Source organism: Streptomyces sp. JN8, from assembly GCF_055808075.1.
Genome location: NZ_CM147852.1, coordinates 1136465 through 1161005 on the forward strand (window position 1 = coordinate 1136465; position 24541 = coordinate 1161005).

Annotated in this window: 19 protein-coding genes and 1 pseudogene; 11 read left to right on the top strand and 9 right to left on the bottom strand. The window is 75.6% G+C overall.

Annotated elements, in window-relative coordinates:
* The first annotated feature begins 48 nt into the window (after positions 1-48).
* Positions 49-1725, top strand: coding sequence for an FAD-dependent monooxygenase (locus tag ACY0MR_RS04795; RefSeq protein WP_473559300.1), 1677 nt, complete (start codon positions 49-51; stop codon positions 1723-1725).
* On the opposite strand, the gene ACY0MR_RS04800 is transcribed toward ACY0MR_RS04795, so the two are convergent.
* From ACY0MR_RS04800 to ACY0MR_RS04820, 5 genes and pseudogenes are all read right to left on the bottom strand, one after another.
* Entirely contained in the window at positions 1702-3348 is a 1647-nt protein-coding gene (locus ACY0MR_RS04800) for a glycosyl hydrolase family 8 (protein WP_473559302.1), read from the bottom strand. The two genes, ACY0MR_RS04795 and ACY0MR_RS04800, sit on opposite strands and share 24 nt — an antisense overlap.
* Before the next feature lie 135 nt (positions 3349-3483).
* The gene (locus tag ACY0MR_RS04805) at positions 3484-4716 is read right to left on the bottom strand and encodes an AI-2E family transporter (protein WP_473559304.1); all 1233 of its coding nucleotides are present in this window, start codon (positions 4714-4716) and stop codon (positions 3484-3486) included.
* A 454-nt stretch (positions 4717-5170) separates the two neighbouring features.
* Positions 5171-5707 (bottom strand): annotated as a pseudogene (locus ACY0MR_RS04810) (4'-phosphopantetheinyl transferase family protein); the annotation flags it as partial.
* Positions 5708-5714: 7 nt separating this feature from the next.
* The gene (locus ACY0MR_RS04815; RefSeq protein ID WP_361854490.1) at positions 5715-5948 is read right to left on the bottom strand and encodes an acyl carrier protein; all 234 of its coding nucleotides are present in this window, start codon (positions 5946-5948) and stop codon (positions 5715-5717) included.
* Positions 5949-6034: 86 nt separating this feature from the next.
* The gene (locus tag ACY0MR_RS04820) at positions 6035-6892 is read right to left on the bottom strand and encodes a class-II aminoacyl-tRNA synthetase family protein (RefSeq protein ID WP_404078512.1); all 858 of its coding nucleotides are present in this window, start codon (positions 6890-6892) and stop codon (positions 6035-6037) included.
* 402 nt (positions 6893-7294) lie between these two features.
* Here ACY0MR_RS04820 and ACY0MR_RS04825 point away from each other — a divergent pair, with 402 nt between their 5' ends.
* The 9 genes from ACY0MR_RS04825 to ACY0MR_RS04865 all read left to right on the top strand — a co-directional run bounded on the left by ACY0MR_RS04825 (position 7295) and on the right by ACY0MR_RS04865 (position 17153).
* Positions 7295-8521, top strand: a complete 1227-nt coding sequence (locus ACY0MR_RS04825; RefSeq protein ID WP_473559307.1) for a phytanoyl-CoA dioxygenase family protein — start codon at positions 7295-7297, stop codon at positions 8519-8521.
* A gap of 41 nt (positions 8522-8562) precedes the next feature.
* On the top strand, positions 8563-11625 hold the full coding sequence (locus tag ACY0MR_RS04830) for a DUF6271 family protein (RefSeq protein ID WP_473561698.1): 3063 nt from the start codon (positions 8563-8565) through the stop codon (positions 11623-11625).
* Positions 11622-12872, top strand: coding sequence for an MFS transporter (locus ACY0MR_RS04835; protein ID WP_473559309.1), 1251 nt, complete (start codon positions 11622-11624; stop codon positions 12870-12872). Before ACY0MR_RS04830 ends, ACY0MR_RS04835 begins: the two co-directional genes overlap by 4 nt.
* Before the next feature lie 298 nt (positions 12873-13170).
* Complete coding sequence (locus ACY0MR_RS04840) at positions 13171-13533, top strand: hypothetical protein (protein WP_404078506.1); 363 nt, start codon at positions 13171-13173, stop codon at positions 13531-13533.
* A 111-nt stretch (positions 13534-13644) separates the two neighbouring features.
* The gene (locus ACY0MR_RS04845; protein ID WP_388795076.1) at positions 13645-13833 is read left to right on the top strand and encodes a CsbD family protein; all 189 of its coding nucleotides are present in this window, start codon (positions 13645-13647) and stop codon (positions 13831-13833) included.
* Between the two features lie 184 nt (positions 13834-14017).
* Positions 14018-14791, top strand: coding sequence for a polysaccharide deacetylase family protein (locus ACY0MR_RS04850; RefSeq protein ID WP_403317131.1), 774 nt, complete (start codon positions 14018-14020; stop codon positions 14789-14791).
* 93 nt (positions 14792-14884) lie between these two features.
* Positions 14885-15520: an ATP-binding cassette domain-containing protein gene (locus ACY0MR_RS04855; RefSeq protein ID WP_473559312.1), complete on the top strand. Its 636-nt coding sequence runs from the start codon at positions 14885-14887 to the stop codon at positions 15518-15520.
* A complete protein-coding gene (locus tag ACY0MR_RS04860; protein ID WP_404078495.1) occupies positions 15517-16395 on the top strand; it encodes a metal ABC transporter permease in 879 nt (292 codons plus the stop codon). The genes ACY0MR_RS04855 and ACY0MR_RS04860 overlap by 4 nt, the downstream gene beginning before the upstream one ends.
* Positions 16344-17153, top strand: a complete 810-nt coding sequence (locus ACY0MR_RS04865) for a metal ABC transporter solute-binding protein, Zn/Mn family (protein ID WP_473559314.1) — start codon at positions 16344-16346, stop codon at positions 17151-17153. Before ACY0MR_RS04860 ends, ACY0MR_RS04865 begins: the two co-directional genes overlap by 52 nt.
* 44 nt (positions 17154-17197) lie before the next feature.
* Here ACY0MR_RS04865 and ACY0MR_RS04870 read toward each other — a convergent pair whose 3' ends face one another.
* Both ACY0MR_RS04870 and ACY0MR_RS04875 read right to left on the bottom strand, forming a co-directional pair.
* On the bottom strand, positions 17198-18862 hold the full coding sequence (locus tag ACY0MR_RS04870; RefSeq protein WP_473559316.1) for a class I adenylate-forming enzyme family protein: 1665 nt from the start codon (positions 18860-18862) through the stop codon (positions 17198-17200).
* Positions 18859-20646, bottom strand: a complete 1788-nt coding sequence (locus tag ACY0MR_RS04875; protein ID WP_473559318.1) for a CoA transferase — start codon at positions 20644-20646, stop codon at positions 18859-18861. Before ACY0MR_RS04875 ends, ACY0MR_RS04870 begins: the two co-directional genes overlap by 4 nt.
* A gap of 141 nt (positions 20647-20787) precedes the next feature.
* Here ACY0MR_RS04875 and ACY0MR_RS04880 point away from each other — a divergent pair, with 141 nt between their 5' ends.
* A complete protein-coding gene (locus ACY0MR_RS04880) occupies positions 20788-22023 on the top strand; it encodes an acyl-CoA dehydrogenase family protein (RefSeq protein WP_473559320.1) in 1236 nt (411 codons plus the stop codon).
* A gap of 100 nt (positions 22024-22123) precedes the next feature.
* Here the strand turns inward: ACY0MR_RS04880 and ACY0MR_RS04885 are convergent, their stop codons facing one another.
* Together ACY0MR_RS04885 and ACY0MR_RS04890 are read right to left on the bottom strand one after the other, a co-directional pair.
* Complete coding sequence (locus ACY0MR_RS04885; protein ID WP_473559322.1) at positions 22124-23227, bottom strand: sugar ABC transporter permease; 1104 nt, start codon at positions 23225-23227, stop codon at positions 22124-22126.
* Positions 23224-24447 (bottom strand): MFS transporter, encoded by a 1224-nt coding sequence (locus ACY0MR_RS04890; RefSeq protein ID WP_473559324.1) that lies wholly within the window; start codon positions 24445-24447, stop codon positions 23224-23226. Before ACY0MR_RS04890 ends, ACY0MR_RS04885 begins: the two co-directional genes overlap by 4 nt.
* Positions 24448-24541 lie beyond the last annotated feature (94 nt).

Sequence of the window (24541 nt, forward strand, 5' to 3'; positions counted from 1 at the left end):
CCATGGAGGACGGACCTGGCGAGAGACCGGCCGGCACTGGAGGCATCCGTGGCGCACACCGGCACCACCACCGACGTACTCATCGCGGGCGCGGGTCCCGTCGGCCTCAGTGCCGCGGCCGAGCTCCGCCGGCACGGCGTGCGCTGCCGCCTCGTCGACCGGCTGCCGGCCCGGCTGCCGTACGCCAAGGCGGTCGGGATCCAGCCCCGCACCCTGGAGCTGTGGGACCGGATGGGCCTCGTCCGCGCGGTCCTGGAGGCCGCCGTCCCGATGCGCGGCCAGCTGGTCCACGTCAACGGCGCGGAGTCGGCGCGGATCACGCTCGCGCTGCCGCCCGAGGTCCCGTACGGCTTCGCCGCCCTCCCCCAGTACGAGACGGAGCGGCTCCTGGAGGAGTACCTCGCCGGCCTGGGCACGAGCATCGAACGCGGCACGGAGCTCGTGTCGTTCGTCCAGGACTCCGACGGCGTCACCGCCCTGCTGCGCGGCGCTTCGGGGTTCACCGAGGAGCTGCGGGTCCCCTATCTGATCGGCTGCGACGGGGCCCACAGCGTCGTGCGCAAGACCCTGGGACTGTCGTACGAGGGCGGTGCTTTCCCGGAGGCGTACATGCTCGGCGACGTCGTGGCCGACGCCGACTGGGACCTTCCGCCCGGGTACGCGCTCCGCTCCGAGCACCGGACCGACGACGGGACCCTCGACGACGTCCTCGTCTGCATCCCGCTGCCCGGCGCCGGCCGGTACCGGATGTCGATGAAGGTGCCTCCCGAGCTCGGCGGGCCCTCCGGGGCCGCCGGTTCCCCGGACGTTCCCGCGCACGGCCTCCAGGGCGGGACGGGCCCCGGGCTGTCCGCACTGCAGGCGGTGGTGGACCGGCTGGGTCCGGGCCCGGCCCGGCTCTCCGACCTGCGCTGGTCGTCGGTCTTCCGCATCAGCCACCGCATCGTCGGCCGCTACGGCGCGGGACGGGTGTTCGTCGCGGGCGACGCCGCGCACATCCATCCGCCCACCGGCGCCCAGGGCATGAACACCGGCATCCAGGACGCCGCCAACCTGGCGTGGAAGCTCGCGCTCGTGGTGCGGGCCGAGGCGGGCCCGGGACTGCTCGCGAGCTACGACGCGGAGCGCCGTCCGGTGGGCGAGGAGGTCGTCGGCCGTACGGTGCGGCACGCCACCCGCGGGATCGGGTCCGACCGGGACGACATGACGACCCTGATGCTCCGGGAGGCCCAGCTGCTCGTCGGCTACCGGGACGGCCCGCTGGCCGGTGCCCCGTACGGGCCGGTCGAGGCGCCGCAGCCCGGGGACCGGGCACCGGACTGCGGCGGGCTGAGCACACCGATCGCGGTCCACCCGGTGCGCCTCCTGGACGTCCTGCGCGACCGCCCGGGACACGTGGCCCTGCTGTACGGGGCCGAGGCGACCGGGCTGTCGCGGGCGGTGGCCGCGGCGCGGGCGGCGGCCGGCGAGCGGCTGCCGCTGGACGTCGTCGCCCTGCTCCCCCGGGAGGGGGAGGCGGACTCGGTCCCCGCCGTCGGTGCTCCCGCGTACCGGGACGCCGCCGGGGAGTTCGAGCGGATCTACCTCCCCGACGGCGCCACCGGCTTCGTCGTGCGCCCCGACGGGCAACTCGCCGCGCGCTTCCCGCTCGCCGCGACCACGGCGGCCCTGACGGACTGCCTCAGGGCGCTGTCCGTGCCGCTACGGGACCCAGTGGTTGCCTGAGGCCGTGATCATCACCTGGAGCTGGATGCTCGCGGAGAAGTAGCTGCTGGTGTCGATCGGGGTGGCCAGCATCTTGTTCCACAGGGCGTCCAGCCAGGCCTGGCTGCCGGGGTCGGTCATCGCCGCCACCGCGAACGGGGCGAAGAAGGCGGCCTCGCTGCCCGCGGAGATCTGGGTGCCGTTGAGCTTGTAGCCGATGGCGATCTTGCTCGGGTCGCCGCCGGTCTTCGTCTTGATCCAGCCGTTGAGCTTCCGGGCGGCCGCGAGCGAGGTGGCGTCCCCGCTGGTCACCGCGTCGTCGGCGATCCGCCACGGGGTGCGGCAGGCGTTCCACCAGTAGGCGCCGTCGTTGGGGTCCTCCAGGACCTGGCCGGGTGCGGGCCGGGGGGTGGTGTTCGTGTCGACGACGAAGTCGGGGAGGAGTCCGGTGCCGGAGGCGTAGGTCGACTGGAGGCGGGAGATCTGGTTCTGGTGCGCGGTGCGCACGGCGTCCCAGGTGGTGTCGCCCGTGGCCGTGCGGAAGGCGCGGAAGTGGTCGACCATCCAGTCCGAGGTCCGGGATATGTAGTAGTACTGGTCGCCGGAGCTGCTCCAGTCGCCGAGCTTCAGGAGCTTGGTGGTCGGGTTGAGTTCGTCCTTCTTGATCGCGGCGATGTGCTTGAGCGCGAGGTCCTTGTAGTTGTAGGTGCCGGTGCTGCCCCACTGCTTGTCGGCGAGGAGCAGCCCGTAGGCCACGTCCATGTCGCCGTCGGTGGCGCCGTCGCCGCCGTTGACGCTGCGGCAGGCGGCGTCCTGCTCGGCGGCGAGCAGGTTCGGGTTGACGGAGGACGGGTGGTCGATCTTCCACTTGACGAGCCCGTCGAAGATCTTCTTGGCGTCGGGGTCGGCGCCGGCCATGGTCGCGGCGACCACCATGCCGTAGCCCTGCGCCTCGGCGACGTACGGGTGGTCGGCGTCGGGCGAGATGATCTGGTACCAGCCGTTGCCGCAGTTCTGGCGGACGAAGGCGGACTTCCAGCGGTTGTAGTAGTCGACGACCTTCTGGTCGAGGGCGGCCTGGGAGCCCGAGGGCTTCAGGGTGCCGGCCGCGTAGGGCTTGAGGTGGCTGCCGAAGGGCACGGCCGTGCCTCCCCCGCCGCCCGTGCCCGTGGGCGCGCCGTACACCTCGAACTCCCAGAGGGAGTAGCCGTACGCGGTGCCGCGGCCGGTGCCGTACATGCGGACGTAGCGGCCGCTGCCGGAGACCGCGAGGTCGTCGGTCGCGCCGTCGCCGGTCGTCGTGGAGTAGACGTCGGACCAGGTCGACCCGTCGGCCGAGGTCTGGATCCGGTACGTCTTCCCGTACGCGTCCTCCCAGTGGAGCTTGACCCGCGAGATCGTGTGGACGGCCCCGAGGTCGATGCGGATCCACTGCGGGTCCACTCCTTCGAGACTCGCCCAGCGGGTGGCCGTGCTGCCGTCCACCGCGAGTCCGGGCCCGAAGGCCGAGGTCTCGACGGACGAGGCCGTCACCGTCTTGCCGGTGGACACCAGACCGTCGGCGGCCTGTGCCTGCGGCAGCACCGTCAGGGGCACCGCCAGCAGACCTGCGAGTCCGAGAAGCGAGACGCTTCGTCGACGCATGACAACTCCCTTTCCCTCCATGGCCAATGGTTAGGAAATATTCCTAACCATTGGCCCGTGAGAGTAGAGAGGCCGGACGCCCCGCGCAAGTCCCCCTGTGAACGCGGGGGTTCACACCCTGGAACCCGCGCCGCGTCACGCTGTCGGATCCTGCGGGCCGGACGGCGGGGCCTGGGGGCCGGGGCCGTCCGGGCCGGGGCCGTGCGGATCGGGGCCGTCCTGGCCGGGGCCGTCCTGGCCGGGGCCGTCCTGGCCGGGGCCGTTTCCCTCCGGGTCGGACGGCGCCGGCGCGGCGCCGCTCTCCTTCGCCGCCGCTCGGGCGTCCCGCAGCGCCGTGTGCACCGACCAGACGACCGAGACCAGCGGGACGGCCACCACGGCGCCCACGATGCCGGCGGCGATCGAGCCCGCGACGACGGAGATCGCGACCACCAGCGGGTGGAGGCGCACGGCCCAGCTCATCACCAGCGGGTGCAGCAGGTGGCCCTCGATCTGGCCGATCACGACGATCAGGCCGATCACGATGGCGGCCACCAGCGGGCCCTTCGAGGCCAGCGCCACGACCGCGGCGACCGCCAGGGCGATCGGCGAGCCGATCAGCGGCACGAAGGCGGCGACGAACTCCAGGAGGGCGAGCGGCACCGCGAGGGGGACGCCGAGCAGCCACAGGGCGACCCCGACGAGCACCGCGTTCACGGCCGCCACGAGGACGATCCCGTGGGTGTAGCCGGTGAAGGTGCGCCAGGCCGCGCGTCCGCCGACCACCACCCGGTCGCGGACCGACCCGGGCAGCTGCTTCTGGAACCAGGCCCACTGGCGGTCGCCGGAGTGGACGAAGAACACCGCGGAGAAGACCGCGAGGGCCAGCGTGGTCAGCACGGCCACCACCTGGTGGGCGCCGCTGACCGCCGTGCTGACCAGGGTCGAGCGGTGGCTGGAGAGGAACTCCCCGATCTTGGCCTGGAGGTCGCTGAGGGCCCCCGGGTTCAGCCGGAAGGGCGGCTGCTCCAGCCAGTCCTCGATCCGGCCGACGCCGGTCCGGAACTCGCGTACGAGGGTGGTCCGTTCCCCGGCCACGGCCTCGCCGACCAGCGCGAGCACGCCCAGGACCAGCGCGATGCTGCCGAGGAGGGTGAGGGCGACGGCGAGCGGCCGGGGCAGTCCCCGGGCGACGACGTCGGCGACGGGCCTGAGCAGTGCGGTGATCACGAGCCCCAGGAAGAGGGCCACGCCGATCTCGTGGAAGCGTCCGAGCACCGCGAACAGGCTGTAGACGAGCACGCCGACGACGAGCAGCCGCCACGCGTAGGCGGCTGCCGTCCGGAGGAAGGGGGTGACGGTGACCGTCGGTGAGGTGCCTGGCTGCATCCCCCCGACCTACCACCCGCGGCTTCCTCAGCCGGTGAGGACGCAGGCCCGGTGCCGCGAACTCCGCCGATCGGCGGTGCGGGCGGCGGCGCGGCGGGCTCGCGGAGCCTCAGACGGAGGTGCGCACGACCCGCGTGGTGGCGGCCACCGCGACGACGGCCGCGCGATGCCGGTCCGTCCAGTCCAGGATGCGGAGACCTCCCCGGCCGTCTCGGCCTCCCCAGCCACCTCGGCCGCCTTGGCCGCCTTGACCGCCTTGGCCGCCTTGACCGTCTTGGCCGTCTTGGCCGCCTTGGCCGTCTTGACCGTCTTGGCCGCCCCAGCCGCCCCAGCCGCCTTGGCCGCCTCGGCCGCCCTGGTCGCCTCGGCCGTTCTGGCCGTTCTGGCCGCCCTGGCTTCCCTGGTCGCCTTGGCCGAACCGTTCCCCCGGCCCGAACCAGCCCGCCTGGACGAGCCGTTCGGCGCCCCGGGCCCCTCCCGCCTTCAGCCGGGCTTCGGCGCGGACCCACAGCCGGAGCAGCTCCGGGCCCTCCATGGGCGCCGCACCGTCGGCCGGGTCCGCCTCGGGGAGGAGGCGGCGCAGGACCTGGCCGGGGCCGGGACGGCGGGTCGCGGGCTCCACGTCGATGCCGATCGCGCCCGGCCCCGCGGCCGCCGCGACCAGGCCGTCGGCATGGCTGAGGCTGACGCCGGTGCCGGGGCGGCCGCGCAGGTACGGGCGGCCGTGGCCCTCCTCGCCGCACCCGGGGCACCGCTGGGCGAGGTCCGGGGTGTCCAGCGGCAGGCCGGTGGCGCGGGCGACGCACAGCCGCACGAGGAGGCGTGCCGCGAGGACGTCGGCGCGGCGGCCGGGCAGCCGGATCGGGGCGAGACGGCGCCGCTCCCAGGGCGCCAGCAGGCCCTCGCCCAGCTCCGGGTGGGCCAGCACCTCCCCGGTCGTCGCCACGATCGCCAGCGCCGTGGCCCCGCCCCGGTCCGGGCCGTCGGTCACCGTGGGTTCAGCCGGTGGCGGCGCTCAGGAAGCGCTCGCGGACGCGGCCGAGGGTGCGGAAGTCGTCGATGGTGACCTCCTGGAGGTCGATGGTGCTCCCGGAGAGCTCCTCCAGGAGGTCGATGAACTCCAGGAAGTCCATCGAGTCGATGAGGCGCGCCTCGATCAGGTCCTCGTCGGGGGCGATCGGCCCGTCGAGTCCGGGGTTCTTCTCGTGCAGCCACTCGGCGATGCGTTCCATGGGGAGGGGTCGCTCCTTGCTCACCGCTGTCGCGGGGGTACGGGTACGGGTACGGGGTTCGAGGGGGACCGGGTGCGGTGCCCGGCTCAGGAGCGGACGGCGTCGAGCCGGTCGAGGGCCCGCTCGGGGGTGCCGTGGGCGAGGATCATCGCGTGGATCCAGCGCTCGACCCCGAAGGCGACGCAGGCGCTGTACGCCGGGCCCTCGGCGCCCGCGCGGATGTCCAGGCGTTCGCCGAAGAAGTTGCGGTGCCGGTTCACGGAGGCGATGGCGGTGCCGTCGGGCGCGCAGAACTCGTGCTTGACCGGGTCGAGGGCCATCAGCCGGGCGCGTGAGCCGCCCTTGTCGTAGAAGGGGTCGTCGGCGACGGCCCTGGTCAGGTCGAGACCGAGGAGCGCGGCCGTCTCTTGGACGAACGCGGCACCGCTCTCCAGGTGCTCGACCGAGCCCTGCTTGGTCCCGAGGTAGAGGACCTCGCGCATGTGGAAGCCCCACAGGCGGCGCAGTCCGTCGTAGTGGGTCTCGTTGCGGAAGCAGCGGCCGGTGGCGGAGAGGCGGAGGCCCTCCTCGCCGACGTCCCGGCCCTCCAGGGAGAGCAGCAGTCCGTAGCAGGTGGCGGAGGGCAGCAGGTAGCCGGTGGGGCGCAGCGGCAGTTCCTCCGGCGTCGCGCCGGCCGCGAGTCCGTCGAGCGCGTCCGGGGCGAAGCGGCCGGCGGAGACGCCGAGGTGGGGGAAATTGCGGAAGAAGTCGAGCCGGGCGAGGCCCGGCACGGACAGCAGGGGCGGGCCGAGGACCTCGGGTGCGGAGAGCCGGGCGGCGAGACCGGTGAGGAGTTCGTCGAGGCCGCGCAGGAGCGCGGTCCGGACCGGGTCCAGCGTGACCAGGCCCGCACCCGGACTCTTCAGGCCGCCGTCCGGCAGGACGGTGGCGCCGGCTGTGCTCATGGAAACCGCTCCCTCTGGGCGTGGGCGAACCGCGATGTGGGCGAACGCCCGTGGGCGCGGTCGACGTCGACCGCGGAGCGCAGGGGCGGCGGGGCCGCGACGGCACCGCGGCCGGACTGCGCAGGGGGACACTAGGACAGCCCCTCCAATGTTGTCTAGACCAAAGCCGAAAGGCTGTCACGTGCAACTCTGCATATTGAGTGGTCACTTGACAACGAGTATGGTCTAAACCAATTGTTCTGAACGGCGTGGTCCCGCACCCCGCGCCGGGCGCTGCCGTGCGTCCACGCCCTCCGCCCGCCCTCCGTCCGAGCCACGCGCCCCCGGTGCCGCGCCGAGGGTCTCTCCGTGCTGTCCACCGGCCGGGGAACGCGGCCCCGACTCCCGCCCTGGAGCGATCAGATGACGACGCCCGCCCCCCACCGTCCCCGCCGCCGCCCGCGCCTGCACCGGGCGGCCTCGGACCTGCCGTACTTCAGCGCCGACGGCGAGTCCTACCTCGCCCAGACCACCCTGCGGGAGCTGGAGAAGTCGCGGCCGCTGCGGGTGCTGTCCGAGGAGGACTTCGCGCACTGGCAGACGTACGGCTACGTCGTCGTGCGCGAGGCGATCCCCGCCGAGGCGGCGAAGCGCCTGCTCGACTTCACCTGGGACTTCCAGGGGCTCGACCCGGGGGATCCGGACGGCTGGTACGCGGACCGGCCGTTCCGCTCGGAGCTCGACCGGCAGCTGCACGTCTACGGCTTCGTGGAGGCGTACCACCACCAGCTCCTCTGGGACAACCGCCAGGCCCGGCGCGTCTACGACGCCTTCGTCGACGTCTGGGACTGCGAGGAGCTGTGGGTCACCCAGGACCGGCTCAACCTCAACCCGCCCAACGTCGGCAACCGCGACCGCGCCCTCATCGAACCCACGGACCGCGGCTTCGACATCGAGCTGCACTGGGACATCGACACCACCCTCGGGGTGCCGCCGCAGCGGGTGCAGGGGATCATCGCCCTCAACGAGACCGGGCCGGAGTCCGGCGGCTTCCAGTGCAACCCGGAGCTCTTCCGGCGGTTCGAGGAGTGGAAGGTCGCCCAGCCGGCCGACCGCGACCCGCTGCGCCCTTCCGTGGACCGCGCGGAGTACCCCGTCGTCCGCCCCGAACTCCGCCCCGGCGACCTGCTCATCTGGAACGGCCTGCTGGCCCACGGCGTGGCGCGCAACGTCTCGCGGGACCAGGTCCGGGCCGTGCAGTACCTGTCGATGATGCCGGCCCTGGAGGAGCACGAGCGGCTCCGGCGGTCCCGCGTCGACTCCTGGCGGCACCTGCGGACCCCGCGCTGGAACCGGACCCTGGTCGGCGACCCCGTGCGCCACGAGTCCGAGCGGTACCCCACGGCCACCCTGGACGAGCTGGGCAGCCGGCTGCTGGGCCTCACCTCGTGGAAGGACGCCTGGGAGACCCCGGCCGCCGACCGGAGCGCGGACACCGGCACGGACACCGGCACCGGGACAGACGCGGGCGCCGCCTCCGGCACGGACGCGGCCCGGAGCGCGGACGCGGGCGACGGCCCCGCGGCGGACACGGACCGGGGCGCCGCCGCCGGCCGGGGCGAGGAGCCGGCGTGCGCCGCGTCTGCCTGACCCTCCCCACCGACCGGCCCTGCGCCGAGACCCTGCGGGCGGTGGCCGAGGAGGCCGCCTACGGCGCCCGCACGTTCGGCGTCGAGGTGCGGTTCCTCGTCCTGGACTCCTCCGACGCGGCGAGCGCCGCCGAACACCGCGAGGTCGTCGCCGCGCTGCCCGCCGCGCCCGGCGTGGTCGTCCACCACCTCGACGAGGACGAGCAGCGGGCCTTCCTCCGCACGGTGATCGACCGGTCCGGCGTCGCCGCGCCGGACCGCGTGCTCGACCTGATGCTGCCGGACCGGGTGTCCTACGGCGCCTGCACCAACCGTGCGTTCCTCCTCGCCGAGGCTCTTGGGTGCGCGTCGGTCCACCGCCGCGACTCCGACAGCCGCTACCAGGAGCTGGACGGCGAGCCGGTCTTCCCGATCCACCACGAGCTCGCCGCGCTCGGGCTGCGCGCCGCCGACGCGGCCGGCCTGGTCTCCCGGAGCAGGCTCGACCCCGCGTGCGCCCACCGGCCCGTGTCCCTGGTCGGCGGCTCCTTCGTCGGCGCGATGTCCGTGGACGTCGAGGAGATCCGCCGCCTCGACCCGGAGGTCTACGAGGAGGTCGTCGGCCTCTCGATCCCCTCCGGGCATCCGGACATCTGGCGCAGGAACCTCATCGCCCAGTCCTTCCGGGGCGCCGGGACGACCCCGTACAGCGGCGACCTGACCACGCTCACGAGCGTGAGTCCGACGCGGGTGGACATGTGCAACATCGCGCTGCACCGCGAGGTGTACGGCCGGGTGCCTCTGCCGCCCGCCACCGACACCATCGGCAGCGACTACTTCCTCGTGCACCTGGTCCAGAACGCCCGGCTGCCGGGCGTCCTCCACAACCGGCACATCGTCAACTTCCACACCGGGGAGCGCCGTTCCGACGAGGGCTTCCTCGCCTACCAGCTCCGGTTCGCCAAGTTCCTGCTCTCCACGCCCCACTTCGACGCCGTGCACACCGCGGCGAAGGAGGCCGGCGACGGCCTGCTCGACGCCGGGGGCCGGCTCAGGGCCGCCGCCGTCGCGGGCCTCGTCCGGGACGGCGCCCGCGCGGACCGCGCGGCGAACGCCGCACGGCTCGACGTCCTCGACCGCTCCTACCGCTCCCTCGGCGGCCGCTACGCCACCGCCGCCGACGTCCTCGCCCCGCTCCGGGAGCGGCTCCTCGACGAGGCGCGCCGGGACATGGAGGAGTTCGCCCTGCTCATCGAGGCGTGGGAGGCCCTGACCGGCGCGAGCCGGTCGGCACGGCCCCCGGGCGGCGCCCGGGTCCGCACGGTCGCGTACGCCACCGGGGGCGGGGAGCGCCGGGGCCCCGTCACCATGGGGCAGGCCAACATGATCCGCTGCATGCTGCGGGACGAGCCCGAGCACATCAACATCCACGACGTGTGGCCCGTTCCCGCGGGCACCACGGAGGACGCCGCCGTCGAGGCCCTCCGGACGCTCGCCGTACGCCACGAGGCGCTGCGCACGACCTTCCCGCACGCCGCCGGGAGCGCGCCGCGCGAGCAGGTGGTGGCGACCGGGGGAACGTTCACGGTGACCGTCCTCGACCACGAGGACCTTCCCGAGGACCCCGCCGGGTACGCCGACGCCCTGGCCCGCGGGGCCCGTGCCGAACGGTTCCGGCTGGACCGGGACTTCCCCCTCCGCGTCCGCCTGGTCGCCCGGTCGGGGGCTCCCGCCTTCGCGGCCGTGGCGGCCAGCCACGCCGTGACCGACGTCGGCGCCCTCGCGGTCCTCAGGGAGGAGTGGCTCGGCCTGCTCGCCGGTGAGACCCTCCCCCCGCCCGACTCCCTCACCCCGCTCGCCCTCGCCGCCGAGGAGGCCGCCCCGGCCGGGCTGCGCCGGTCCGCCGCGTCGCTGCGGCACTGGGAACGGATCATCCGCACCGAGCCGCAGGCCATGTTCGCGGAGCCCGGAGCCGAGGGGACGGACGTCCCGACGCCGCGGCTCACCCTCCGCTCGCGGCGCGCGGCCCGGGCCCTGGCCCGCGTGGCGGAGCGCACCGGAGGCATGCCGGCGACCGTGCTGCTGACCGCCTGGTGCGCCCTGGTGGCGCACCGGGCGGACCAGCCCGTCTGCGTGGCCGCCGTCCCGACGTCCAACCGCTACCACCCGCGGCTGGCCCGGTCGGTGAACACCCTGTCCCAGGACGCGCTGCTCTCCCTGGACGTCCGGGTGCCGAGCTTCGACGCGCTGCTCAAGAAGGCCTGGGGGGCCGCGCTCAACGCGTACCGGCACAGCCAGTTCGACGCGGTGGCCCTCTGGGAGATGATCGGCGAGACGACCCGCGAACGGGGCAGCCGGTTCGCCCGGGACATCGTCTTCAACGACGTCAGCACGCTGCCGCCGACCGTCGCCGCGGTCACGTCGGCGGCCGGCCCGGACCCGGCCGACGAGGACGCGGCGGCCGGGCTCGACCTCCGCTGGGGCCCCGGCCAGGTGCTGCCGACCCGCGTGCTGACCTTCGTCCACGCGATCGAGCCGGAGCTCCACCTGGCCGCCTGGCTGGATCCCGCGCTGTTCGCGCCCGCTGAGGCGGAGGCCTTCCTGACCGGCCTCGTCCGGCTCCTGGAGGCCGCCGCCGAGGACGACGTACCGCTGGCCTCGCTGACCCGGGTGACGGGCGTCGGGCCGGTCGACCGCGGACCGGACTGGCACCGGGTCGACGGTTCCTGGACCTCGCCGCCGCTCGTGGCACGGGCGCTGAGCGAGGCCCTGCGGGGCCTGCCGGTCCACGTCACCGCCGGGCCCCCCGGCCCGGACGGCGGCCCGGCGGAGGACGGCGGCCCGGCGGAGGACGGCGGCCCGGCGGAGGACGGCGGCCCGGCGGAGGACGGCGGCCCGGCGGAGGACGGCGGCCTCACGGCGTACGTCGCCGTGGGCGACCGCACGCTGACACCGGCCGCGGCCCACACCGCACTGATGGACGCGCTCCCCGGCCGCCCCGGGGTGCTGGCCCCGCGCCGGTACGTGATCGTCCACCGACCGCCGGCGGAGGCGGACCGGACCAGCGCCTGGCTCCGGCAGCAGATTCTCAGGGAAGGGACCGGCCGGGACCGGGATGTGACATGACGATGGACGAGGCAACCGCACAGCGGGAGCAGGGCGCTCCCCCCAGCCCGTGGCGATCGCGCCGCTTCCGGCTCTTCTTCACCGCGCGCAGCACCTCGCTGCTCGCCGACGGCATGCTGATGGTGTCGCTCACGACGGCCGTGCTGGGCGCCGGGTACGGGGCGTCGGGCGTCGGCTACGCGCTGGCCGCGTGGATGGCGCCGATCGTGCTGCTCGTCCTGTTCGGGGGCGTGCTCGCCGACCGCTTCACCCCGCAGGTGATGATGGTCGGCGCCGACGTGGTGCGCATGGTGGCCATGCTGGCGCTCGCGGTGCTGCTGATCGGCTCGCACGTGCGCCTCTGGCACATCATGGCGCTCCTCGCGCTCAGCGGTGCCGCCACCGCGATGTTCCAGCCGGGTCTGGCGAGCCTGATCCCGCGGGTCGCCGAGGACATCCAGCGGGCCAACGCGCTGCTGCGGATCTCCGAGGCGGTCTGCACCCTGCTCGGGCCCGGCGTGGCGGGACTGCTCGTCGCCTACTGGAACGTGGCGGGCTCCTTCGTCGTCATCGCGGCGGCGTACGCCCTCAGCGCGCTCGGCCTGGCGCCGCTGCGCGGTCTCGGCACCGCGAAGGACGAGAGCGACGACCCGCTGTGGAACCGGCTCGCCACCGGCTGGCACGAGTTCCGCTCGCGCTCCTGGCTGTGGGGCGTCATCGCCGTGTGGGCGGTGTACGGCCTGTTCGTCTTCGGCCCGGCCCTGCCCCTGGGCGCGGCGCTGCTCACCGAGCAGCACGGCGCGAGCGGGTACGGCTGGATCGCCTCGGCCGACGGCGCCGGCACGATCGTCGGCGGCCTGCTCGGCATGCGGGTCCGGCCGACCAGGCCGCTGGTCGCGGGAGCCTGCGCGATGTTCTTCTTCTCCCTCAACCCGCTGGCCCCGGCCCTGGGCTGGTCGTTCACGGCGACCGCCCTCACGGGCGTCCTGGCGGGGTGCGGCTTCGCCTTCTGGGGGGTCATGTGGGCGACCAGCGTGCAGTCCCACATCCCGCTCGCCGTCCTGAGCCGCGTCTCCGCCTACGACGTGGCCGGTTCCATCATGGTCATCCCCGTGGGCCGCGCCCTGGCGGGCCCCGCGGCGGAGGCGTACGGAGCGGACCGGGTGCTGCTGTTCTCGTCGGTGACGGGGGTCGTCCTGATCGGCGTCATGCTGGCCGTGCCCGCGGTCCGCGCCCTGGGGCGGTCACCGAAGAAGCCCGTCTCCTGACGGAGGGCGACCGGTCGCGGGCACGGGAGTGAGCTGCCGGGCCGCACGGTGCTTACGGGGGCCGTTTTGCGGGAACAGGCCGGGTGAGAGCCCGGGGAACCGGGCGCACCGCCCGTTCGTCGCGCACGAAGGGGCGTGCGCGGGGATTCCCGGGCGAGGACCGGTCGGGGAACATGTTTCCCCTACTGCGAGCAGCATGCACCGAGGCCCGGGACGTTCACGCCGTCCGGGGCCTCGACCCCGCCCTCCGGGGCCACGGCACCTGACCGGACCGCTCGACGCTCGACGGGAGTTCGCCATGCACGATGCCAATCCCAAGCTCACCCAGCAGGAACGGAAGATCCTGGAGGGCATCGAGCAGGGCCTTCGGAGCGACGCGTCCCTCAGCCGCAGGCTGCGTTCCCTCGGACACACCGGCGGCGGCCACGGGCGGTCCGAGGGCGCCCGGGGCGCGGTCCTGGGGCGCCGCCTCGGTCTGATCACCGGCGTCCTGGGCGTCGCGTGCGTGGCCCTGTTCGTCCTGGCGGCCCTGTCCTCGTCGTCCGGGCCGCTGTGGCTGTTCGCCGCGGTCTGGGTGGTCACCGCGGTGTGCCTGATGGGACTGCTGATGCGGGCGGTCGCGCGGCGCAGGAACGCGGTGCCGCACCGCACCGCGGACTGAGCCCCTGATCCGCCGTCCCGGCTCCACCGCATGATTCCCGGCGGCAGGGGCAGTCGCGTCCGTAGACAGAGATGCGGACCCGACGTGGGATGCGACGGAAGGAATGCGGTCATGCGCAAGAGCACCGTGCAGAAGGGCGAGGGGGCGGCCAAGGAGGTCGCGGGCAAGGCGACCGGCGACACGCGCCTGGAGGCGGAGGGCAAGGCCGACCAGATGGCCGCCAAGGCGCGGGAGGCGATCGAGAAGGTGCACGAGAGCGCCCTGAAGGCACGCGACGACATGAGGCGCCGCATGTCCTGAGCCACCCGCACGGCTCCCCACCCACAGACGGCACGCCCGCGCGGGCGTGCCGTCCGCGCGTACGGTCCCGGAATTGTCCGGGATCGGTAACGGACGCATCCTCCGGCCGCCGGGCACCGTCCTCACACCTGGTCGCGACGCGATCGGGAACCGGTGGGGCAGTGCGGGAGAGGGCGGGGCGGTCATGGCGCGGCACGGTGGCAGGCGGGGCTGGTACGGCAAGCTGGTGGGGGCGGCCATGGGAGTGACGGTGCTGGCCGCCGGCGCGTCGGTGTGGACCGCGCAGGCGGGCTCGGCGAACGACGCGCCGCCGAAGGCGAGCAGGCCCGCCGCGCCGCCCACCGCCGTCAAGCCGGTCTCGATCACCATCGCCCACGCCTCGGAGGCCGGCGCGCGGGGCGTCAACCTCACCATCGACGACGGCCCCGACCCGGTGTGGACCCCCCGGGTGCTCGACGTGCTGCGGGAGTACGGGGTGAAGGCCACGTTCTGCATGGTGGGGACGCAGGCCCGGGCCCACCCCGACCTGGTGAAGAGGGTCGTCGCCGAGGGGCACCGGCTCTGCAACCACTCGGTCTCGCACGACACCGCGATGGACAAGGCCTCCGAGGACTACCAGAAGCGGCAGATCCTCGACGCCGAGCGCATGATCACCAAGGCCTCCGGCGGCGTGCGGCCCGTGTACTACCGGGCCCCCGGCGGTGCCTTCACCCCCTACAGCCGCAAGCTCGCCGCCGCGCACGGCATGCGGCCCCTCGGCTGGAACGTCGACACCAAGGACTTCGAGCGGCCCGGCACCGCCGCGATCGTCGCCACCGTCGAACGCGAGCTGCCCAACGGCCCGACGCTCCTCTTCCACGACGCGGGCGGCGACCGGTCCCAGACCGTCGAGGCGCTCCGCCGGCTCCTCCCCCGCCTCACGGAGCAGGGCCGCGTCTACGGCTACCCCGTCCGCTGAGCCGCCCGCGGATCCGGCCGGTGCGCGGGAACCCGGCGGCCCTCCCGTCCGACTCCTCCACCGCACGGGCACACGGGCGGTGAAGGGCACGGGATGGGCGGACTGGAGATACGCATGCGGGGGGTCGCGTGCCGGCACGGCCGCACCGAGGCGGTCGCCGGCGTCGACCTGGAGATCGCCGCCGGCGAGCGCGTGGCGCTGACCGGGACGAACGGTTCGGGCAAGACGACCCTGCTGCGCGCGGTCCTCGGGCTGCACCGCCGGGTCGACGGCACCGTCGAGGTCGGCGGCCGGACCGCCCGCACGGCGGCCGAGTGGGCCTGGCGGCACCGGGCCTGCGCCTGGATCCCGCAGAAGCCGGCCGCCGGCCGGTTCCCGCTGCGCGGCGACGAACTCCTGGCGAGCAGCGGCGCCCCGGCCGACGCGGCGGAGGCCGCGCGGCGGCTGAGCGTCGGCGCGCTGACCGGGAAACCGGTGGACACGCTGTCCGGCGGGCAGCTGCAGCGCATGTACCTGGCCCGGGCCATGGGCTCCGTCGCGGCGGGGGCGCAGGTCCTCCTCGCGGACGAGCCGACCGCCGCGCTCGACTTCGCCGGCCAGGAGGAGGCGGCGGACGTGCTGACCGCCCTTCCGGTGACGCTCGTGGTCGTGACCCACGACCGGACGCTCGCCGAGCGCTGCGACCGGGTCCTGGAGATGGCCGCCGGGCGGCTGCGGGAGGTCCGGTGAGCGCGCTCGCGACGGCCGACCTCGGTGCCGTGCTGCAGCTCGTGCCGGTGCAGCGGGCGGGCGCCGCCCTGCTCCTGGCCGCCGTCGGACTGCCGGTGATCGGCGTGATCATCGTGGGGCTGGACATCATGCCGGTGCGGTTCGCGATGATGCACGTGGCCCTCCTCGGCATCGCCGTCGGGCTCCTGACCGGTCTCGATCCGATGCTGTGCGCGCTGGTGGCCTGCGCGCTGTCCGGAGCGGGCGTCGCCCCGCTGGCCCGGACGCCCGACGGACTGTCCGGCGCCATGGGCCTGCTGATGAGCCTGGCCGTCGCGGCGGCCCTGCTGGTCCTCGCCGTCTCCGGCGTCAACGCCTCGGGGGCCTTCGCCCTCCTGTGGGGCTCGATCCTCTCGGTCGGCACCGCCGACCTCGTCGTCCTCGGCGTCCTCGCCGCGGTCGTCCCGTCCCTGTTCTGGTGGAAGCGGCGGGACGTCGCCCTGCTGCTGTACGACCGCGAGCTCGCGCAGCTGTCGGGTGTCCCGGTCCGGCTGCTCACCACCGCGCTCCTGGTGCTCGTCGCGGTAGCCGTGGCGGGGGCGATCAAACTGACCGGCGCCCTCCTGGTCGACGCGCTCACCCTGCTGCCCGCGCTCGCCGCGCGGCGCCTCGGCCGCTCCCTGCGGTCGATCACCCTGTGGGCGGTCGGCATCGGGATCGCCGTCAACCTGACCGGCTTCCTGCTGGCCCTCTGGCTGGACTGGCCCCCGGGTCCCGTCCTCGTCCTCACGGCGGGGGCAGTCGTCCTCGCCGCGCACCTCGTCCCCGAACGGAGAAACAGCTCATGGCGCGCACCCGCGTCCGCACCACCCGCATCGCCTCCCTCCTCGCACTGACCGCGGCCCTTCCGCTCCTCGCCGCGTGCGGGAGCGGGGACGCCCCCGCGCCGGAGGCCGCGAAGGAGGCCGGCGGCACGCCGGTGGTGGTGGTCACGACCACCTGGGAGGGGGCCTTCGCCAAGGCCGCCGGGGCCGAGGACGTCACGGTGATCGTGCCGCGGTCGGTCCACCACGCACCCGACTACGACCCGAAGCCCTCCGACCTCGCGGCCGTGGCGAAGGCGGACTTCGTGCTCTACGCCCCCTTCGAGCCGTACGCGGCGAAGATCAAGGAGGCGGCCGGCTCGAAGGCGCGGCTGGTCGAGGTGAACCTGGACAACGACCCCGCGAAGGCGGCCGCCGAAGTGACGCGGCTGGGCGGGCTGTTCGGTACGAAGGACGCCGCCGCGCGGTTCAAGAAGCGGCTCGACGGGGAGGTCGCCGAGCTGAACGGCGAGCTGCGGGCGGCCTGGCCGGGCGGGAAGAGCCCGGCCGTGGTCAGCCAGGTGTTCACCGGATGGGCCGCCGGGCTGGCGGGCGCGACGACCGTGGGCACCTACGGCCCCGAGCCGGTCACCCCGGCGCGGCTGGCCGAACTCTCCGCGAAGAAGCCGGCCTTCGTCCTCGACAACGCGCACATGTCGTCGGGCACCGTGCTGCCGGACGCGGGGGCGAAGCAGGTGAGCATCGTGAACTACCCCGGCGAGGACCTGGACCTGCTGGCCGTGTACCGGAACGCCGCCGCGGAACTGAGGAAGGCCATGGACCCGGCCTGACCGTACGGGGAGGGGCACGCGGTCCGCGTGCCCCTCCCGCGCGTTCACCTCGGCCGGGGTGCGGTGGCGGCGCTGCTCTCGTCGAGGGCGCGCCTCCGGAGGGCCGCGCGGTCCGGCTTGCCCGCGGCCGTGAGGGGCAGGGCGTCCAGGACGAGGACGTGTTCCGGGTGCTTGTACCGTTCGACCCCGCGCGCGGCCAGGTGCGCGCCCAGGCCGTCCGGGGTGGGACGCCCGCCGCCCCGCGCCACGAGGCAGGCCACCAGCCGCTCCCCCATGAGCGGGTCCGGCACGCCCACGCAGACCACGTCCCGGACGGCCGGGTGTCCCGCCAGCTCCCGCTCCACCTCGGCCGGGCTGATGTTGGCCCCGCCGCGTATGACGACGTCCTTGAGCCTGCCGACGACGTGCAGGACGCCGTCCTCGTCGAGGTAGCCGAGGTCTCCGGTGCGGACCCAGCCCTCGGGGGTGCGGTAGCGGGTGTCGAGCTCCGGGGAGGCGACGTAGCAGAGCGGGGTCATCGGGCCCCGCGAGACGATCTCGCCGATCCGCCCGTCGGACAGCGGCTCGTGGGTCTCGGGGTCGGTGACGCGGATCTCCGCGACGCGCGGGTCGGGCCGGCCCGCGACCACGCCCGAGCGGTCGGTGGGCGGGACCTTGTGGTCGAGGCCGGTGTGGCAGTTGACGCCGTCGGCCGATCCGTACAGGTTCACGACGTGGCAGCCGAAGGACGCGGCGGCCGCGGCCGCGGTGGCCTCGTCGAGCGGCGCGCCGCCGAGGACGAGGGCCGTCGGCGCGGGCACCCGCTCCCCGGTCCGCTCCATGTGCTCCAGCATCATCCGGATCATCGTGGGGACGCCGAGGACGTGGGTGGGGGCGTGCGCGCGCATCGCCTCCAGCGCGGCCCCGGGGGTGAAGTGGTCGAGCAGGACGAGGGATCCGCCGTGCCGGGCGAGGGTGACGGCGGTGCCGTTCGAGCCGAAGGCCGAGGCGAGCGGGACGAGGAAGAGACATCGGGGCGGGGTGTCGTCGGGCATGAGGGAGGCGAGGAAGTTCCCCCGGCCCCCGGCGAGGGCGTTGTGGGAGTACGCGATCATCTTCGGCTCCGCCTCCGACCCGGAGGAGACGAGGATGCGGGCGGGGCCGTCGGGGTCGGGGCGGGCCGCGACGAAGCCGGCGGGGTCGGTGCGCAGCAGGTCCCGCAGCGGCACGGTTCCCGGCGGCGGGGTCCCCGGGCCGGCGGACACCACGTGCCGGAGGGCCGGCAGGGAGGGGGCGAGGGCGAGCAGGTCGGCGGCGTGCGCACGGCCCCGGTGCTCGGTCGCGGCGATGACGGCGACCGCCTCCGAGCCGCGGAGCAGGCACTCCGCCTCCTTCGCGCCCCGTCCGACGGGGAAGGGCAGGGCGACCGCGCCGAGGGCGGCGACGGCCAGGTCGGCGACGACCGCGTTGCGCTGGTCGGGGAGCTGGACGGCGACGACGTCACCGGGACGGACGCCCAGGGCCCGCAGGCCGCCGGCCAGGCTGCGCACCTTGCGGTCCAGGGCGGTGTAGCAGAGCGTGCCCCTGGCGTCGAGGACGGCCGTCCGGTGCAGGTCGGCGATCTGCCGGGCCCGGAAGAGGCTGTAGAGGTCGAGGTCCGGGCAGGTGCCGTCGACCGCCCAGGAGCGGCGGAGTCCGGCGGGCAGGAGGTCGGGGAGGGCGACGGTCACGCGAGGCTCCAGGGGTCGGGGACGGCGGGGGCGCCGTGCGCGTCCCGGCCGATCGGGCCGGACAGGCGCGGGTCGTGGAACAGGGCGGCGAGGTCGGTGGTGACGGCGGTCGCGGTCAGCCCGCGGGAGCGCAGCCGGTGCAGGGCGTCCTCGGTGCACATGCCGCCGAGGTCGTGGGCGGCGGCGGCCTCGGCGCAGGCGTCGCCGGGCGCGATCCAGCCGTCGGAGGTGCGGAGGGGGTGCCGGAATCCGGCGGGCGGGCGCGGGTCGTCCCCGCGGCGGACCCGGTCCAGGGCGGGGGCGAGCAGGGTGTCGGCCGCGCCGAGGAGCGAGGAGTCGACCCGTACGCCGTGGCCGGTGCGCTCGCGCAGGAGCAGTCCGGCCAGCACCGCCTCGGCGCCGTGCAGACCGCCGAGGAGGTCGAGCAGGGTCATGAGGGAGGGGGCGGGCGGTTCACCGGCGGCCCGGACGGCCTCGGCGACGCCGGTCCGGGCCTGCACCATGAAGTCCGTTCCCATGGGGGCGTCCGCGATCCGGTCCGCCCAGCCGCCGGTGTAGGCGTAGACGAGGGAGGGTGCGGCGGCCGCCAGGTCGGCGGAGTCGAGTCCGAGCTCGGCGGCCTTGCCCGGGGCCCAGTTGTGCAGGAACACGTCGGCCTCGGCGGCCAGTTCGATCAGACGGCGGCGGTCGCCGGGCGACTTGATGTCGATCTCGACGGCCTCCTTGCCGCGGTTGAGGGCGAGCCACCGGGCGGAGACGCCGTCGCAGGCGGGCGGCATCCCGCGGAGCGGGTCGCCGCCCGGGGGCTCGATCCTGACGACGCGGGCGCCGAGCCGTCCGAGCAGGTGGGCGGCGAGCGGTGCCTGGATCCGCCGGCCTGCCTCCAGCACGGTCAGGCCCGCGAGCGGCCCGGCGGTCGGCGCGGGCCGCGGGGCCTCGGGCGCGGCGGGCAGGAGGGGGCGCAGGGACCAGGGGTCGGCTCCGTCGTCCTCCCGCGCGCGCTCGGCCAGGGTCCGCAGCCGGCACACCTCGGCCCCGGAGGCCGCGGCGGCCCGCAGGGCCTGCTCGATGCCGTGCCGCCGGGTGACCGCGTGCAGGGCGGGCGGGAAGGGCGCGCAGGCCGTCGCGTACCGGAACTGAAAGGGCCGCCAGCCCGCGCGTATCGCGTCGGCGGATGCCCCGAGGGCGCGCCAGAAGGCGGCCCAGGCTCCGGGGTCGAGGGTCTCCAGCTCGAAGTCGACGCCGTCCGCGGAGGTGAAGGGCGGCCCCCCGGCGGCGAGTTCGACGGCCTCCTGCTCGTCGGCGCCGGCCGCGGCCAGGTACTGGGAGACGGCGAGCAGGCCGGCCCCGTCGGCGGTGGTGCTCACCCGGCGGGGGCCTTCGGCGCCGCGGGCCTGGGCGACGAGGGCGGCGAGGAGGCCCTGGACGGTGAGCACGCCGGTGGCGGTGGCCAGGTAGTCGACGCCGAGACCGCGCGGGGAGCCGTGGCGGCGGCCGTGGACGGCCATCACGCCGGTGGCGGCCTGGGCGGTGGCCTCGTCCTCGACGCCGGAGCCGTGGGCTCCCCAGGCCGTGTCGGCGGTGACGGGGGCGAACCCTGCGCCGTCGACGCCGATCCGGCCCGAGTCCGTGCTCCGCACCCGTCCGCCGAGGCGCCCCAGGTGGTCCGCGACGACACGGGTGAGGGCCGGGGGCCCGCCGACGTCGACGCGCAGTGCGTCGAGCGGACGCGGACCGTCGGGCCTGCGGCGGACCGCGTCGTACGGGGTCGCTGGGGACGCCATGCCTCTCCTCTCCTCGCGCGGGCGGTGGCCGGCGCAGGGGTCTGTGACGTTCGCGGGAACCGGCGGGCGGGTGCGCCCGACCTCTTCCACGGGCAGGCAGTCGGACGCGTGTTCTGTCGAGTTCCCAAGACGGAGGAAACAGTGACGGATCATGACGTAGCGACGGCCGGCCGCGGCTCCGCCCGCGCGTCCGCCACGGGCGGCGGCGCGGAGGGCGGTCCCGAGCCGTTGCGGCAGCGGGTCTCCGCGTTCGTCCGGGACCGGGTGTTCCCGGTGGAGGCCTTGCTGGACGCGGGCGGGCCCGGCACGGCGGAACCGCGGCGGCGGCTGCGCGCCGAGGCGCGGGCGGCGGGACTGTGGGCCCTTCCGCTGCCCTCCGGACTGGGCGGCGGCGGACTGTCGTTGAGCGCGTACGGTCCGATCGCCGAGGCCGAGGGGGCCAGCGACCACGGCCCGGCGGCCCTGGGGTCGGCGCCCCTGCTGGACGTGACCATGCTGGCGCGCCACGGCTCGGCGCGGGTCCGCTCCGCGTACCTCCGCCGCCTGGTCTCCGGCGATCTCCGCACCTGTTACGCGATGACCGAGCCGGACGTCCCGGGCACCGAACCGCTGCTCACCGCCACCCGGGCGGAGCCGCGGAGCGGCGGCTGGACGGTCACGGGCCGCAAGTGGTTCGTGTCGCACGCCGCGGAGGCGGACCTGGTGACCGTGCTCGCCCGGACCAGCGGCGCCGTCGGGGACCGCGGGGGTCTTTCCCTGCTGCTCGTGCCGACGGACTCCCCCGGGTTCCGGGTCGTCCGCGAACTGCCCGTCCTGGGCGCCGGCGGCCAGTACGAGATCGCGTTCGACCGGGTCGAGGTCGCCGGGGACCAGCTCGTCGGTGAGGCCGGGCAGGCCCTGGCGATCGCGGGTGAGCGGCTCCAGCTCGGGCGCACCCTGCGGGCCTTGCGCTGGGTGGGGCAGGCGCAGCGGGCGTACGACCTGCTGTGCGGCCGCGCCGTGGCCCGGCAGGGGGCCCACGGACCGCTCGCGGACCGGCAGTTGGTGCAGCAGCACGTCTTCGAGTCGCTGCTGGCGCTGCGGAGCACCCGCCCCCTGGTGTACGAGGCGATGGCGCTGGTCGCGGAGGGGCGCGACGCCCGCGTCGAGGTGGGTCTGGCGAAGACCGCGGCGGCCCGCACGCTCCAGGAGGTCGCGGACCGGGCCGTCCAGGTCTTCGGCGCGGCCGGCCTGGGCCCTGACACCGCGCTCCCGGCGCTGCTCCGCACGGGGCGGACGGCCAGGATCCTCGACGGTCCCGACGAGCAGCACGTCGGCGCGGTCGCCCGGCGCGCGCTGCGGAGCGCGACGGCGGGGAGCGCCGTCAGATCCGGCTGAGGTCGGCGCGGCCGAGGACCGCCGTCAGACCAGGCCGAACCCGACGCGCCCGAGGACCGCCGTCAGACCAGGCCGAACCCGACGCGCCCGAGGACCGCCGTCAGACCAGGCCGAACCCGACGCGCCCGAGGACCGCCGTCAGACCGAGTGCCAGGAAGTAGTCGCCCCAGACCAGTTCGTGGCGGACCGCCGTCCCGGTCCCGGCGTCGTAGCAGCCGTCGAGCAGCATGCCCGCGGGCCGGTCGCCGCCCGGCCGGGTGAGGTGGTCGTCCACGAGCCCGCGCAGGACGGTCTCCGCCCGGTCCGCGCAGGCCCGGGCCCCGGTCACGCCGGGGGCCCGCGCGAGCTTCAGCAGGGCGACCGCGGCGACGGCGGCGGCGGACGTGTCGGGAGGCCCGCCGGGGGCGCCGGCCTCGGCCGGCGGGACGACCGGTCCGTCGAGGAACTCCCCGCTCCCCAGCAGGTCTTCGGCGGCCGCCGCAAGGCGGTCGGCGCGCCACGCGGGATCGCCGCCCGCCAGGAGCAGGCCGTCCGCGACCGCCAGGAGCAGCCACGACTCGCCCCGCGTCCAGCCCGGCGCGGGGTCGGCCTCGCCCGCCCGGCTCCCGTGCGGCCCGTCCAGGCGCCATGCCGGAACGGGCCGCCCGCCGCCGCCCCGACCGTCCAGGCACAGGTCGAGATGGCGGTGCAGATGGGCGGCGGCGGCCGCCCGTCCCTCCGGCCCCGCGGCGGCCAGCAGCGGGACGAGCCCCGGGACGCCGTCCGCGCGGGCCCTCAGCCGCGGCCCGCCGAGCGCCGCGCCCCACGGGACCAGGCCGAGCCGCGGATCCCAGGCGGCCAGCACCGACCTCGCCGCGCGCTCGCGCAGGGCGGCGGCCGCCCCGTCCGCGCCGTCGGCCGGGGCGGTGCCGTACCAGAGGACGAGGCCGCGGGCCGCGGTGTCGGCCTCGGCCCAGGGCGCGAGACGGGCCGTCACCTCGGCGGCCGCCCTGCGGTCGGCCGCCGTCCCGGTGTGCAGGGCGCGGAGCCGGTGCAGTCCGGCCCAGAAGCCGCCGGTCCACGATCCGCGCCCCGTCGTCGTCCAGCGGCCGTCGTCGGGGTCCGCGTACAGCGGGAAGCGGTCACCCACCTGCGCGGCGGTCTCCGCGACCCGCCCGAGGACGAGGCGCAGGGCGTCCTCGGCCCAGTCCGTCGTGCCCGTCACCTCGCCCCGCCCCGGCGGGTACGCCGGTCCCCGACCGCCCAGAGGAGGGCGACGGCCCCGGCGACCGCGAACTCCGCCGCGACCAGGGCCCAGCCGGCGCCGTACCGGCCGCGCTCGGCGAGCAGTCCGAACAGCGGCGGGCCCACGGCGAACCCGGCGAAGAAGCCGGCTGCGACCAGCGCCGAGTCCCGCCCGGCCCGTCCCGGGGCCGCCCGCTGCATCACCAGGACCATGGAGACGGCGTTGCCCGACACGGCGAACACGCCGACCGCCACGGCCGCCACCCACACGAGGGGCCCCACCCGGAGCGCCCCGGCCAGGAGCAGGGCGGCGCCGACCGCGCCGACCGCGAGGAGGGCCGGGAACCACGGGGCCCGTTCAGGTGTCGCCGCACGGGACCAGCCGACCCGGCCGGCGATCCCCGCGAGGCCGAGGACCGCGACGAGCGCACCCGCCACCGCCGGGCCCATGCCGAGCCGTTGGACGCCGAACAGCGCCACGTACGTGTTCACGGAGGCGATGCCCGCGCCGAGGAAGAGCGAGAAGGCGGCGAGCCACGGCACGGGGCCGCCCGGCGGGGCCGGTGCGCCGGACGCGGCGCCGGGCACGGACGGCGGGTCGGCCGGCAGCGCCCGCCGGGCCCACAGGGCGGCGCCGAAGGCGGCCGCGGCCGCCACCCACACCGCGCCCCGCCAGCCCAGCAGGCCCGCCGCCGCCGCGAGCGGAAGCCCCGCGGCGAAGGCGCCGAGCTGGACCCCGGACTGCTTGGCTCCGGTGACGGCACCCCGACGGGGCGCGGGGACGGACGCCAGGATCGCCTTGTTCGTCGCCGGGTTGGCGAGGGCCTGCGGGAGCCCGCCCAACGCCACCGCCACGAGGAGCAGGCCCGGCCCGGGGGCCGCGCCGATCAGCCCGAGCGCCGCGCCCGACACGACGAGCAGCGCGACGAGCGCCCGCCGGGGGCCGACCCGGTCCACGACCCGTCCGCCGGCCGGGGAGAGGGCGGCGGCGGTCCCGAAGCCGACCGTGGTCGTGAGGCCGAGGAGCGTCTCGGAGACGCCGAGACCGTCCACGAGGCGCGGCCCGAGCGCCCCCAGGAGGAAGAGCTGCATCATCGAGAAGGCCATGGCGGTGGTGAGCAGCGCGGTCAGTCCGCGCGGCGCGGTGTGCCCGGGCTCCGCCCCCGTACCGGTGGCCGCCGTCCTGCCTGCGGACTTCACGTGGCTCCCCCTCCCGTGCGACGGTCGGGCCGCCCGCCGTCGCCGTGGAGAAGTCGTGGCGCGGGTGCCGGAAGTTCCCGATGCGCTCTTGTGG